Source organism: Arcicella rosea (assembly GCF_014204325.1).
Lineage (GTDB): Bacteria > Bacteroidota > Bacteroidia > Cytophagales > Spirosomataceae > Arcicella > Arcicella rosea_A.
The window spans coordinates 1-12,935 of sequence record NZ_JACHKT010000017.1 but is presented as its reverse complement, the minus strand read 5'-3'; the positions used below and the strand labels follow the sequence as shown (position 1 = coordinate 12,935).

Genomic DNA, 12,935 nt, shown 5'->3' with positions numbered 1-12,935 from the left:
AACGAGGTAGGGAAACACTACGCCAAACGAAGAAGACCAGTCAGGGAATCAATGAGTATTAAAACGATACTTCAATGATTGATTTTCATTGGCGTGAGTATTAAAACAATACTTCAATGACTGATTTTCGTTGGCGTGAGTATTAAAATAATACTTCAATGGCTGATTTTTATTGGCGTGAGTATCAAAACGTTACTTCGATGACTGATTTTCATTGGTGTGAGTATCAAAACGATGCTTCGATGACTGATTTTCGTTGGCGTGAGTATTAAAACGATACTTCAATGACTGATTTTCATTGGCGTGAGTATTAAAACGATACTTCAATGACTGATTTTCATTGGTGTGAGTCTCAAAACAATGCTGATTACTGAAAGCTTTAAATCAATGAAATTTCAACTCATGTTTTAGTCCTGAATATTTTCTTAAATCTAAAGCTAAAGCACCGATTTTTAGGGAAACTTCTGCTCGTACAGGAATTTTGTTTTCGTCGTCAGTCACCCACATTTTTACAGCCTCTTCATCAGAAAAGAAATTATTTTTAGGTAGTTGCGGCGTGATTTTGAAAGTACTTATTTTACCAAATTTGGTGTTAATTGTTTCTTTTCCACGATATTTTAAACGCATATTATACACTTCTCCTTCAAAAAAGAATGTAACTGGCACAGATTCACCGATATTCATTTTTGAAAAATCAATCGTTCTGATAAAATAATAGCCACTCACAACATCTTGAATATGCTTTGGAAGTGTGTAGCTTTTCTTTTCTTGATCATCATTCAATTCGAATAATTTTGCTGTGTTATTATTATGATTGAAAATGATTCTTTGCTCTTTTTTATAATTTCCCTCTTGTTTTTTCATGTAGAACTGTTGAGGTAAAATCTGAGAAGCGTCAATGTAGGAAGTCCAAGTATCACGCACTTTACTAATCCAATCGGTTACGCCTACCGTTCTGCCTACAATGCCAACTTTATAACAAGGATGTCCATTAGCATTTTGTAGTTTTTCATCCACATCAACTATTGCTTCAGCAGCATTAACGAAACCGTAATGTACACGATATTCGATGTGTTCGCCAGTGGTAAAACTGTTTTGTTCAACGATTCTTTCTTGAATGCTTGATTTAAAACTCATCGCTGAAACCACGAGTATTGTCAGCAAAAATATTTTTTTCATAAGAGGTTTACTGGTTATACTTTTTTTGCATGAATTTCAAAAACTGCTCGAAATTCCCTTTGAATTGTTTTTGGAAGATACTTTCGAACTCGTTTTGCTTAGAATGATAAGTTTTGAAACCTACAAAATAAGCGTTGTTGGGCAAATCCTTTCGGTTTATTTTGGTTCTGGGTAAATGTTCCAGATTTTTGTAAAGACTATCTTTACTGAGTTCAATTTCCTCAATTAACGCATACTTCAATGAATCCTTGCGTAGCTCAGGAAGTTTTTTGCCCAGAAAGCTTTTATACAAACTGTCTAATTTAAGCGTACCTCTGTTCAAATGTTTGACATATTTATCTCTAAAGATTTTACTTTCTTTAAAGCGATTCATTTGGGTGGAATTTGAGCCATACTTGTGAGCCAAGAATCTTTTCGCCCCATACTCTCCGATGAAATTTGCCAAATTCTCACTGGTCTCATGATTATTTTTTACAAAAATTGTTCCATGTGTCATTTCGTGGATAATCAGGTTAGCTAATTTCCCATCTGAGTAATACAACATGTTCGATAAAATTGGTTCTGGTAACCAGCCTAGTGTTGAATAAGCAATGCCTTCGCCCATATCAGTATCATAGCCTTTGGCTTGCCAAATTTTTTGTTCCTGATATGCTGTCGTTGAATCGAAAAAACCTTTGTAAGTAAAACTTCCAATAAAATAACTGACAAGCGGGAAGTCAAACATGACGGCTTCCATTTCATAGCGTTTTGCTACCGTCAATAAGTGTACCAATGGTTTTCCGTTTTGGTCATAAAGTGTTTGGTAAACGTCAGGATTATCCTGTAAACCCAAAGAATCAATCGCAAAGCGACGTACTTCACCGATAAACAAAATACGTTTTTTCAAAGAATCTGGGACGTTTTTGTCTTTCAAAACTTCTTGAAGCGGACGAGTATTGAAAGCCACATCCAAGCCACCTTTGGCTTGCTGATAAAGGTATTCAACCCAATATCTTTGCCAGAAAAGAAAAGAAAGTAACGCAAAGAAGAGTAACAAGCCAATTTTATATTTCAGAGGAATAGAGCGTAACATCTTTATTGGGTTTTGTATCAGAAAAACAAGAAACGCAAATTATTGAAAATATTTTAGAAACATTAAAATACTTTGCATGATTTGGGCTTTTGCCCTCCACAAAATTGATTGGCTTGTAATAAATACCTTAAAACAGCTAATCATTTTGTAACTTGCACAAAATTTCGGGAAACCAATAAAGATACAAATCAACAATGAAACAAATCATCTTCACTGAAAAAGCACCCGCAGCCATAGGCCCATATTCTCAGGCTGTACTTTCTAACGGAACTTTGTACATTTCAGGGCAAATTGCCTTTGCTTTGGCAGAATCTGGAGCAAGTATTCAGGATGAAACTCGTCAGGTAATGGAAAATTTGAAAGCGATTTTAGAAGCCGCTAACATGACTTTTGAGAACGTGGTAAAAGCGTCAATTTTTGTAAAAGACATGAATAATTTCGCAGCTATCAACGCTGTTTATGGCGAATATTTTTCAGAGAATCCTCCTGCACGTGAAACGGTAGAAGTGGCACGTTTGCCAAAAGATGTGAATGTAGAGATTTCTTGTATTGCAGTAATTTAATTTTCAAAAAATGTCAAATCAAGTAAGAGTACGTTTTGCACCAAGTCCAACCGGAGCTTTGCACATTGGCGGTGTCAGAACAGCATTATATAATTATTTATTAGCCAAAAAGTTGGGGGGTAAAATGTTACTTCGTATTGAAGATACCGACCAAACTCGTTTTGTAGAAGGTGCAGAAGATTATATCATCGAAGCCCTTTCATGGATTGGTATTACGATTGATGAAGGCGTAGGCGTTGGTGGTCCACACGCACCTTATCGCCAATCGGAACGCAAGGCGATGTATATGGATTATGCCATGCAGCTCATCAATTCTGGAAAAGCTTATTACGCATTCGATTCAAGTGAGGAATTAGATGCCATGCGTCAAGCTTTTGAAAGTCAGGGTTCAGCTTTTCAATATAATGCTGCTACTCGTGGTCGTTTGAAAAACTCTTTGACGATTTCAGAAGAAGAAACCCAAGCAAAAATTGCCGCAGGCGAACCTTTCGTGATTCGTTTGAAAGTACCAGCTAAAGAAGAAGTACGTTTCAAAGATATTATCCGTGACTGGGTTCATGTTCATTCATCAACAATGGACGATAAAGTATTGATGAAATCGGACGGAATGCCAACTTATCACTTAGCCAACGTAGTGGACGACCATTTGATGGAAATCTCACACGTAATTCGTGGAGAAGAATGGTTGCCTTCAGCACCTTTACACGTATTATTGTATCGTGCTTTCGGTTGGGAAGACACCATGCCACAGTTTGCCCATTTACCTTTGTTGTTGAAACCAGAAGGAAATGGTAAACTTTCAAAACGTGATGCTGATTCAGGCGGTTTTCCAATTTTTCCTTTAGCATGGAAAAATCCAGACGGTTCTATTGCGAAAGGTTTCAGAGAAGAAGGATATTTGAACGATGCGATGGTGAATTTCTTAGCCTTTTTAGGTTGGAATCCAGGCACAGAGCAAGAATTATTCTCAATGGACGAATTAGTAGAAGCCTTTACTTTAGAGAGAATCAACAAAGCAGGAGCGAAGTTCGATATTAATAAAGCAAAATGGTTCAATCAGCAATATTTGAAATTACGTTCTGATGAAACTTTAGCAACGACATATTTGCCTGATTTTGAATTAGATAAAGCCCTAAAAATCGTACATTTATTCAAAGAAAGAGTAACTTTCCCACAAGAAATTACGAAAGAAGCCGATGCACTTTTTGTAGCACCCACTACTTATGATGAAGCCGTTGTTACTTCAAAATGGAATGACGATGCCAAAAAAGGAATCACCGCTTTCAAAGATGCTTTGCCAACCTTAGATAATTTTGTAGCTGACGAAATCAAGCACGTTTTGAACGATGAGTTACAAAAATTAGGCATTAAAATGGGAAAAGTAATGCAAGCTTTGCGTGTAGCAACCACAGGCGTAGGAGCTGGTCCAGATTTGATGTTATCGATGGAAATTATCGGAAAAGAAGCTGTGATTACTCGTTTGGAAAAAGCTTTGGCGGTTTTGTAAGTGATGAGTTGTGAATTGTGAGTGATGAGTAATTAATATGTTGAATGTACTAATTTTGAACTTCCAAATTTTCAAATTCATAAAATGGCAAAGAAAAAAGAAACTCCTAAAAAAGAACTTCCAAAAGTTCATAATGAACTTGATGGATTCGATATTTCAATCAACTCTTTCGGAGAAATTAATAGAAGTATTGATATTGAAAAAATCAATGAGTTTTTGAATAAACACATGGACGATAAAAAGTTGAGAGGAAGAGAATAATCTTTGCTTTCAGTCAATCAAAAGATGAATATAGATCAAGAATTATTACAAAAGATTGCTCATTTGGCTCGTTTAGAAATGCCAGAATCGGCAGAAAAGGAAATGAAAGAATCGTTAGAATCTGTGTTGAATTGGATGTCGGAATTGGATGAAATTGACACTTCAAATGTGAAGCCACTTACGCACATGAGTTTAGAAATCAATGCTTTGCGTGAAGATAAAGTGATTCCAAATATTAGCCGTGAACAAGGTTTGAAAAACGCTCCAAAGCAAGATGGAGAATATTTCAGAGTTCCGAAAGTGATGGAATGACGGAGTTGTGAATTGAGAGTTGTGAGTGAGGAGTTTTAAATAAGTACTATTAAAAATTTTTAAACTCCTCAACCTATCATACAAAAGCCCAAGTGTTTAGCTTGGGCTTTTGTATGATAAGTATTTTTTCAAAAGTTTTCAGGCATCTTATTTTTGTCAATTTATTGAAAGACAAACTATTAACAGTTTTCAGATAACGGATAACTTGTACGGAAGTACTTAACCAATATAATAAAGTAAAGATTCTTTCATTTCGTTGGCAGAAACCGAAACATCATAAATACAATTCCCGATTCCTTCTAATAAAGAAAATCTAATTTCTTTGCCTTTATTCTTTTTATCTTGGGCTGTTAAAGCGATAATTTCCTCAATTTCTGTCTCTTTAATCGTCGCTTTTCCATAGACTGCAAAGATAAATTCTTCAATTCTTTCCAATGATTTTTGGTCAAGTATTCCTCTTTTGAAAGAAATATAAGCTTCACAAATCATCCCTGCTGCAATGGCTTCACCATGAAGTAAGTGTAATTTTGGTTTACCCAAATAAAACGTTTCAATCGCATGACCAATCGTATGACCAAAATTTAAAATTTTTCTTAACCCTTTTTCTGTTGGGTCGATGGCAACAACTTCTTCTTTAATAGCCACAGAATGAGCAATCAAATCTGCAAAATTTTGTTCTTCAAAATCTATTTTTCTAATCGTTTCCCATTTTGCAGCATCTCTAATTAAGCAATGCTTGATAATTTCAGCAAAACCAGAACGCAATTCATTAAAAGGCAATGTTTTCAAAAAAACAGGGTCGATAAGTACAGCATTTGGGATTTTGAAAACGCCAATATGATTTTTAAATCCGTTAAAATCAATACCCAATTTTCCGCCAACGCTGGCATCTACTTGCGAAAGTAAAGTCGTTGGAATCTGAATAAAATCAATGCCTCGCTTATAAGTGGCTGCACAAAATCCGCCCATATCGCCAATTACTCCTCCACCAATATTAATCACCAAACTGTGTCTATCTAAAGATTGGTTCGTCAAGCCCGCCCAGATTGCTTCACAAGTACTCAAATTTTTGTTAGCTTCACCCGACTTTATTTTTGTTACTTGATGTTTTGGCAACAATGGTTTTACGATTGGGTAGCAATGGCGTTGTGTTTTTTCATCGACAATGACATGAATTTTGGTGTATTGATTTTCAGCCAGAAATGCTGGGAGACTTTCAGAAATATTGGAAATAATGACAGACATTTTGAGATTGATTAACGTTTTGGACTTCCTTTTCATCCATAGCTTTGAATGGGCTACAAAATTAATCAATTATTTTCCATCCAAGCTTACCTTTTTTGCTTTATAAAATGTATTTCACCAAACCTTGGTAGGGTTTTAATAATTCATTTTCTGGCGAAAGCTCTGTGATTAAGTAATCAATTTCATTCAAAGTACATACTCTTAAACGTAAATCAGAGTTTAATTTTTCAGAAATTGTAGTGGCTACCACTTGTCTGGACGATTTAATCATCGCTTTTTTTACTTGCACTACTTCATAATCAGAATCGCTGATGCCTTCTTGGTCGAAACCATTAATTCCTAAAACACAAAAATCGGCTTTAATGTCATTGATTTTACTGACTACTTCACCACCAACACTGATTTTAGAAATATTAGAAATTTTTCCGCCTAAAAATATTACTTCAACATTTGGGTGTTCGGCTAATTCCAAAGAAATTAAAGGACTTACCGTAAAAAAAGTAACATGTAAATTATTAGGAAGCTGATTAGCAATGGCACGCATCGTAGTTCCGCCACTGGTCAGAATCGTCATGCCATCTTTAATCAGTTTAATCATTTTTGTGGCAATTACTTTTTTCTCATCATAAGCATAAGTATCCGCTTGGGTAGCCGAAACATTGTAAGATTTCGAGAGTGCACCACCATGTACTTTTACAATTTTGTTCTCCAGCGCCAATTCGTTCAAATCACGGCGAATAGTATCTTCCGAAACATTCAAAATGAGACTGAGGTCGGATGAAAGTATTTTATTATGAAGATTAATCTGATGGATAATCTCTAATTGCCTTTCTTTTTTTAGCAATATTTTATTTTCAATAACACTCATGCGTTTTTTTGCGGGTTTTTGATTGAATATTTGTGGAAATAGCAGAAATAGCTTGAAATTTTACGATAAAAATAAACATTTTTGAATAAATTCATTATTTTTGTTTAAATATGATTCTGATTTTTGCATGAATTCGCCTGTTTTTCATTTTTAAGGCTAATTAAAAGTGCAGAAAAAGGCATTTGAACTTTCACTCAACCCCCAAAAATCCAAATGAAAAAACATTTCCTATCTACTTTGCTTGGACTGTTTGTCATGTTGTTCGCTCTGAACGCTTTGGCACAATCCACTGTCGTAAAGGGTAAAGTTTTGGATGAGAGTAATGAGCCACTTATCGGTGCTTCTGTCATCTTAAAAGGTACTCAACTTGGTACAGCTACGAATGTCAATGGTGAATTTACTTTAAATGTTAATGTAAAAGCTGGCAGTTATGATTTTGAATTTCGTTCTGTAGGTTTTCGTTCAGTGATTAAAAAAGTAATGATTGGTAAAGAGAGTCCAATTGTTTTATCAGTACAATTACCAACTGATGCGCTTGGTTTAGATGAAGTAATCGTGACTGGTACTTCTGTAGCAACGAGCAAAAAACAATTAGGAAATGCAGTTACTTCATTAAAAGCATCAGATTTACAATATTCAGCAGCTACTTCAATCGACCAAGCTTTATCTGGAAAAATTGCTGGGGCACAAATTACGCAAAATTCTGGAAACCCTGCTGGTGGTATCAGTGTTCGTTTGCGTGGACCAAGTACGATTGTTGGTTCTTCAGACCCACTTTATATTGTAGATGGTGTAATTGTCAATAATGATTCTCGTGAATTATTAGACTTGGGTGGTTATGCACAAAACCGTTTGGTAGATTTAAATCCAAATGATATTGAAAGAATAGAAGTAATCAAAGGAGCAGCGGCAGCCGCTATTTATGGTTCAAGAGCAAGTAATGGTGTTGTACAGATTTTCACGAAAAAAGGGAAAGACGGAAAGGCAAGTGTTAGTTTTTCTTCTACTTTCAGAGTAAGTGAAGTACGCAAAACTTTACCTTATAATACTTACGGAAAAGCATTTGTAAATACTACTCTAACTGACAAAACACAGATGGACGTAACTCGTTACGATTTCCAAAAAGATATTTTCCGTCAGGCAGTTGGTAATGAACAATATTTATCGGTTTCGGGTGGAAATCAAAATTCGAATTATTTCTTCTCTGGCTCGATGTTTCAAAATCAAGGAATTATTAAAAGTTCAGATTTTGGTCGTTCAAACGTAAGAATGAGAATCGGACAACATTTGAATAAATGGGCAAGTATTACTGTCGGGGGAAATTATACTTACAGCAGTTCAAACGAAATTCCGAATGGTGGTATCAACGAAGCTTATGGTGCTTTAACTGGATTTATTTTCTCGAACAATTTCGTGAATCCTGCTAAAAACGAAACGACTGGTGCGTATCCTTCTACGGCTCCAACAGCAGTGCTTCGTAGGACAAACCCTTTAGAAGCAATCGACCGTTTCAAATTCAAGCAAAGTACTTCTCGTTTTACAGGCGATGTTCAATTGAATCTTACACCAATTGAAGGTTTAGGCATTGACTATACTTTTGGTTTAGATACGTACTCTCAGTTAGGAACGGCATATATTCCTCCAGTGAACACAACGCCGAGTTATGATGCTGGTTTGTCTCGTCGTGCAGATGCGAATGTTTTACAAGTAAACAACGATTTGAACATTCGTTACCAAACAAAAATTGGTGAGATGATAGAATCTACAACAGGTGTTGGAGGAACGATTCAATACGACCGTTCGCAAACTACCTCTATCAATGCACAACAATTAGGTGTTTTCGGAGAAACTGTTAATAATGGTGCTTTGATTGTATCGGGTGAAAGTCGCTCGGAAAGAGCTTTTGCAGGTATTTTTGTGCAACAAACTTTTGGAATTGCCAGTAAATTGTACTTGACGGGTGCTGGTCGTTGGGATGCTGCTTCGGTGTATGGTTTAGATAATCGTTGGCAGTTTTATCCAAAAGCAAGTGCTTCATATATTCTTTCTAATGAAGAATTCTGGAAAAATACTTTAGCGGATGTTTTGCCAAACTTTAAAGTAAGAGCCGCTTGGGGACAAGCTGGTAACTTAACAGCTATCGGTGCTTACGACCGTTTTACGAATTATTCACCAGTAACAACAGCGGGTTTGAATGGCTATTTAGCACCATTGACTTTAGGAAACTTCACTGTAAAACCTGAAAGACAAACGGAATTAGAAATCGGTACAGATTTCAGTTTATTGAAAGACCGTATCGGTGTTGAATTTACTTACTATAACAAAGAAGTAAAAGATTTGATTTTGAACCGTACATTGGCACCAACTACAGGCTACAATAACCGTTTTGTGAACATCGGAACGATGACTAACAAAGGTTTTGAAGTAATGGTTAGAGCAATTCCAGTTCAAAATAAAGATGTTAAATGGACTTCAACTATCACTTACACACAAAATAAAAATGTTATCGACGGGGTAGAGGGGAACGGAGTATTACCATTTGCTGGAGGTTTCAGTCAAGTTGCCGCAGTAAATGGTTATTCTCTTGGAGCTTTCTATTCAACATTTTTTGCTCGTAAACCTGATGGAACTTTATTATTAACACCAACGGGCTTCCCACAACGAGAAAGAGGAACTCAACTAGCAAATGGACAATACACAGTTGGTAGAGATGCAACAGGACAACCAAGCGGAGCAATTTTGAGTAAAGTAATTGGTAATCCAAACCCAACTGCTGTGTATTCATTCATCAATGAAGTAGAATACAAGAAGTTTACTTTCCGTTTACAATTAGATGCAATGCAAGGTTTTGATGTTTTCAACTTTACTCGCAGAGTTGGCGAACGTGATTTATACGGAAGTTTGGCTGGTTACGAAGCAGAATTAAAAGGAGAAGTACCAAAAGGAACAAGTGCGGCTTTGTTTAGTATTTTCGAAAATTATATCGAGAAAGGTTCTTTTGTGAAAGTGAGAGAATTATCTATTTCTTACATGGCTACTCCAAAAGCATTGGGCTTGAAAAACATTCGTATTTTATTGGCTGGACGTAATTTATGGTCGTTCGATAATTACAGTGGTTATGATCCAGAAGTAAATTCAGCTGGTCAGTCGAATGCTGTTCGTGGTTTTGACTTTGTGGAGGTGCCAATTCCACGTCAATATTCAATTGGCTTAACGGCTAATTTCTAAAAAATCCAATGATTTAAAGATGTTTAATATTTATAAATAGATTCTTCATTTTTTAATAAAGAATAGACGATGAAATTCAAGATAAAAATACTAACAACCAGCCTTTTAGTAGCCTCAAGTTTGATGCTGACTAATTGTAGCTTGGATATTAAAAATCCGAATGGGCCTACTGACGCTCAGATTTTAACCAGCCGTGATGGACTCATTACTTTAAGTGTAGGTTTACGTCAGAATTATTCAACTTTAGGAATTAGCTCCTTGATTTTAACACCAGGTACAACGACTCGTGAAATAAAAGGAATCACTACATTCACCAACATCATTGAAATAGAAGCAGGAGGAACAGCCTTGCCAACTTTCAATGGAAACGTATTAGGGATTTGGTCGAGAATGTACAGAGTAATTGGTATGGCAGACGATATTATTGCCAGTGCTCCAACTGCATTAGCAAGTGATGCTGCGATGAAAAGTGGAGTGGTTGCTCATGCTAATTTATTTAAAGCAATGGCATTAGGTGGTTTGGCTACTTCTTTTGAAAAAATGCCTTTACAAACGGATAAATTGGGGCAAGCCGTTTATTCAGACCGTACAGAAGCCTTAAAATTAGCTGTAAAATTATTAGATGAAGCCGTTGCGATGGTTTCGGCGACAGCTCCTTCAGCAGAATTCAGAACAAAAGTAACAGGTGCAGATTTCGACCTGATTAATAGTATTCAAGCTTATCGTGCAAGGTACAACATGATGCTTGGCAACTTTGATGCAGCCATTGCAGCCGCTACTGCAGTGGACTTGTCAAAGAAGTCATCATTTGTTTATTCTTCACAAAGCCAAAATCCGATTTACACAGCCACGCAAATCAGTAAAGATTATGCACCTCGTGAAAATTTTGGTTTGCCAACTACTTTGGTGGAAAGTGACGACAAGCGTTTGACATTCTATTTAAGTACACCAAATGTAGTAGTAGGAGGTGAGACCTTAAAGAAATTGGTTGGTTTCTTCGACGCTGTTGATCGTGCGATTCCTGTTTATTTGCCAGATGAAATGCGTTTAATTAGAGCAGAAGCTAATTTAAGAAAAGCTACTCCAGATATTAATGCTGCTTTAGCAGATATTAATGCCGTAAGAACACAAGCTTCAGGTGATGCTTTTGGCGTGAATGCTGGATTAGGAGCTTACTCTGGAGGTCAGACAAAAGATGCTTTACTGGTAGAAGTTTACAAACAACGCTGTGCAGAATTGTTTATGACAGGTATGCGTTTAGAAGACAGTCGCCGTTTTGGAAGACCAGCACCACCAACAAGTTTGGTAGAACGTACTCGTAATTTCTATCCTTACCCAGATCAAGAAAGGTTGACGAATCCAAATACGCCAGCCGACCCGAGTATTTAATCATCATAATCAAACTAATATATGCCAAATAATGGGGCAAGCGAAAGCTTGCCCTTTATTGTTTTTAGGGGAAAATAATAAAAAAAAGCCTCAGTTTTGCTGAGGCTTTTGGTATTAAATCACTAATATTTTTCTTAAATATGTCTTTCAGCATGATAGCTTGAACGTACCAATGCACCTGATTCTACATATTGTATGCCACGCTTCAATCCTTCTTCTTTATACATGGCAAAAGTATCAGGATGTACCCATTCTATTACTTCATGGTGCATTTTAGTGGGTTGAAGGTATTGTCCTAAAGTCAATACATCTAAGCCATTTTCAACTAAATCGTCCATTGCTTTAAATACTTCTTCTCGTGTTTCACCCAAACCTAACATAATACCTGTTTTGGTTCTTTTACCAAATTCTTTGGTACGTTTGGTTTGTTCTAGCGAACGAGCATATTTTGCTTGTGGACGCACATTTCTGTATAAACGCTCTACGGTTTCCATATTATGGGAAACTACTTCTTGTCCACCTTCAATCATTCTGTAAAGTGCATCCCAATTCCCTTTTGTATCAGGAATTAACGTTTCGATAGTTGTTGTTGGTGACGCTTCCTTTACTTGTATTACTGTTTGATACCAAACTTCTGCACCACGGTCTTTTAATTCATCACGGTTTACCGAAGTAATTACAGCATGTTTTACGCCCATTAATTTGATTGCTTCAGCTACACGGCGTGGCTCATCGACATCATATTCGTTCGGGCGTCCTGTTGCTACTGCACAAAAAGAGCAAGAACGAGTACATACATTTCCTAAAATCATAAAGGTTGCTGTACCAGCTCCCCAACATTCGCCCATGTTTGGGCAATTTCCTGATTGACAAATGGTATGTAGTTTATATTCATCTACAATATTACGTACCCTTGCATATTCTTGACCAATCGGTAATTTTACTCTTAACCAACTTGGTTTTTTAGAATGCTTTGAGGCTGTCTCTGCTTTTGGAGCTATTACTGGAAGTTCTATCATCGTCTGTCTATTCCTTGAACAATACTATTATGCTACAAAGTTAAATGCTAATAAAATAAAAACGTCAGGAAAATGAAATTGGTTTACATTTTCCTGACGCTATTTTTGAATATTCAGTTAATTCAAGAGTAATATTTAAGTCAAATATCTTTCAAACGGTTCTTTTCTAGATTTTTCAATTATTTGATAATTATTTTGGCTCAATCCTTAAATTAGGCTGATGACTTTTAATGTATATTTTTGTATTCAAAACATATAAGATATGCAAATACAACTACATAAGATTTTAGAT

Annotated in this window: 11 protein-coding genes; 6 read left to right on the top strand and 5 right to left on the bottom strand. The window is 36.2% G+C overall.

The genetic code is table 11. The features are described from left to right. Window positions 1-384: 384 nt before the first annotated feature. Complete coding sequence (locus tag HNP25_RS12065; RefSeq protein ID WP_184134453.1) at window positions 385-1,179, bottom strand: DUF3108 domain-containing protein; 795 nt, start codon at window positions 1,177-1,179, stop codon at window positions 385-387. 7 nt (window positions 1,180-1,186) lie between these two features. After that, a complete protein-coding gene (locus HNP25_RS12060) occupies window positions 1,187-2,251 on the bottom strand; it encodes an aminopeptidase (RefSeq protein WP_184134451.1) in 1,065 nt (354 codons plus the stop codon). Between the two features lie 194 nt (window positions 2,252-2,445). Between HNP25_RS12060 and HNP25_RS12055 the strand changes: the two genes are divergently transcribed. The 4 genes from HNP25_RS12055 to gatC all read left to right on the top strand — a co-directional run bounded on the left by HNP25_RS12055 (window position 2,446) and on the right by gatC (window position 4,894). After that, window positions 2,446-2,814: a Rid family detoxifying hydrolase gene (locus tag HNP25_RS12055; RefSeq protein WP_184134449.1), complete on the top strand. Its 369-nt coding sequence runs from the start codon at window positions 2,446-2,448 to the stop codon at window positions 2,812-2,814. Between the two features lie 10 nt (window positions 2,815-2,824). Further along, on the top strand, window positions 2,825-4,321 hold the full coding sequence (gene gltX / locus HNP25_RS12050) for a glutamate--tRNA ligase (RefSeq protein WP_184134447.1): 1,497 nt from the start codon (window positions 2,825-2,827) through the stop codon (window positions 4,319-4,321). An 84-nt stretch (window positions 4,322-4,405) separates the two neighbouring features. Further along, window positions 4,406-4,582, top strand: coding sequence for a hypothetical protein (locus HNP25_RS12045; RefSeq protein WP_184134445.1), 177 nt, complete (start codon window positions 4,406-4,408; stop codon window positions 4,580-4,582). 24 nt (window positions 4,583-4,606) lie between these two features. Then, window positions 4,607-4,894 carry an Asp-tRNA(Asn)/Glu-tRNA(Gln) amidotransferase subunit GatC gene (gene gatC, locus HNP25_RS12040; protein WP_184134444.1) on the top strand — a complete coding sequence of 96 codons (288 nt, stop codon included), beginning with the start codon at window positions 4,607-4,609 and terminating at the stop codon, window positions 4,892-4,894. 219 nt (window positions 4,895-5,113) lie between these two features. Here the strand turns inward: gatC and aroB are convergent, their stop codons facing one another. After that, window positions 5,114-6,175, bottom strand: a complete 1,062-nt coding sequence (aroB, locus tag HNP25_RS12035) for a 3-dehydroquinate synthase (RefSeq protein ID WP_229202849.1) — start codon at window positions 6,173-6,175, stop codon at window positions 5,114-5,116. A gap of 64 nt (window positions 6,176-6,239) precedes the next feature. Continuing rightward, window positions 6,240-7,007 carry a DeoR/GlpR family DNA-binding transcription regulator gene (locus tag HNP25_RS12030; protein ID WP_229202848.1) on the bottom strand — a complete coding sequence of 256 codons (768 nt, stop codon included), beginning with the start codon at window positions 7,005-7,007 and terminating at the stop codon, window positions 6,240-6,242. A 213-nt stretch (window positions 7,008-7,220) separates the two neighbouring features. On the opposite strand from HNP25_RS12030, the gene HNP25_RS12025 reads away from it, so the two are divergent. Further along, window positions 7,221-10,235: a SusC/RagA family TonB-linked outer membrane protein gene (locus HNP25_RS12025; protein WP_184134442.1), complete on the top strand. Its 3,015-nt coding sequence runs from the start codon at window positions 7,221-7,223 to the stop codon at window positions 10,233-10,235. 69 nt (window positions 10,236-10,304) lie between these two features. Then, the gene (locus HNP25_RS12020) at window positions 10,305-11,624 is read left to right on the top strand and encodes a RagB/SusD family nutrient uptake outer membrane protein (protein ID WP_184134441.1); all 1,320 of its coding nucleotides are present in this window, start codon (window positions 10,305-10,307) and stop codon (window positions 11,622-11,624) included. Window positions 11,625-11,758: 134 nt separating this feature from the next. Here HNP25_RS12020 and lipA read toward each other — a convergent pair whose 3' ends face one another. Then, window positions 11,759-12,643, bottom strand: a complete 885-nt coding sequence (gene lipA, locus HNP25_RS12015; RefSeq protein ID WP_184134439.1) for a lipoyl synthase — start codon at window positions 12,641-12,643, stop codon at window positions 11,759-11,761. Window positions 12,644-12,935: the final 292 nt, after the last annotated feature.

Bases quoted from the DNA above. Each gene is read 5' to 3' on its own strand.
- HNP25_RS12045 (WP_184134445.1), top strand. From the start codon at position 4,406: ATGGCAAAGAAAAAAGAAACTCCTAAAAAAGAACTTCCAAAAGTTCAT.
- aroB (WP_229202849.1), bottom strand. From the start codon at position 6,175: ATGAAAAGGAAGTCCAAAACGTTAATCAATCTCAAAATGTCTGTCATT.
- HNP25_RS12060 (WP_184134451.1), bottom strand. From the start codon at position 2,251: ATGTTACGCTCTATTCCTCTGAAATATAAAATTGGCTTGTTACTCTTC.
- HNP25_RS12025 (WP_184134442.1), top strand. From the start codon at position 7,221: ATGAAAAAACATTTCCTATCTACTTTGCTTGGACTGTTTGTCATGTTG.
- lipA (WP_184134439.1), bottom strand. From the start codon at position 12,643: ATGATAGAACTTCCAGTAATAGCTCCAAAAGCAGAGACAGCCTCAAAG.
- HNP25_RS12055 (WP_184134449.1), top strand. From the start codon at position 2,446: ATGAAACAAATCATCTTCACTGAAAAAGCACCCGCAGCCATAGGCCCA.
- gltX (WP_184134447.1), top strand. From the start codon at position 2,825: ATGTCAAATCAAGTAAGAGTACGTTTTGCACCAAGTCCAACCGGAGCT.
- gatC (WP_184134444.1), top strand. From the start codon at position 4,607: ATGAATATAGATCAAGAATTATTACAAAAGATTGCTCATTTGGCTCGT.
- HNP25_RS12030 (WP_229202848.1), bottom strand. From the start codon at position 7,007: ATGAGTGTTATTGAAAATAAAATATTGCTAAAAAAAGAAAGGCAATTA.
- HNP25_RS12020 (WP_184134441.1), top strand. From the start codon at position 10,305: ATGAAATTCAAGATAAAAATACTAACAACCAGCCTTTTAGTAGCCTCA.
- HNP25_RS12065 (WP_184134453.1), bottom strand. From the start codon at position 1,179: ATGAAAAAAATATTTTTGCTGACAATACTCGTGGTTTCAGCGATGAGT.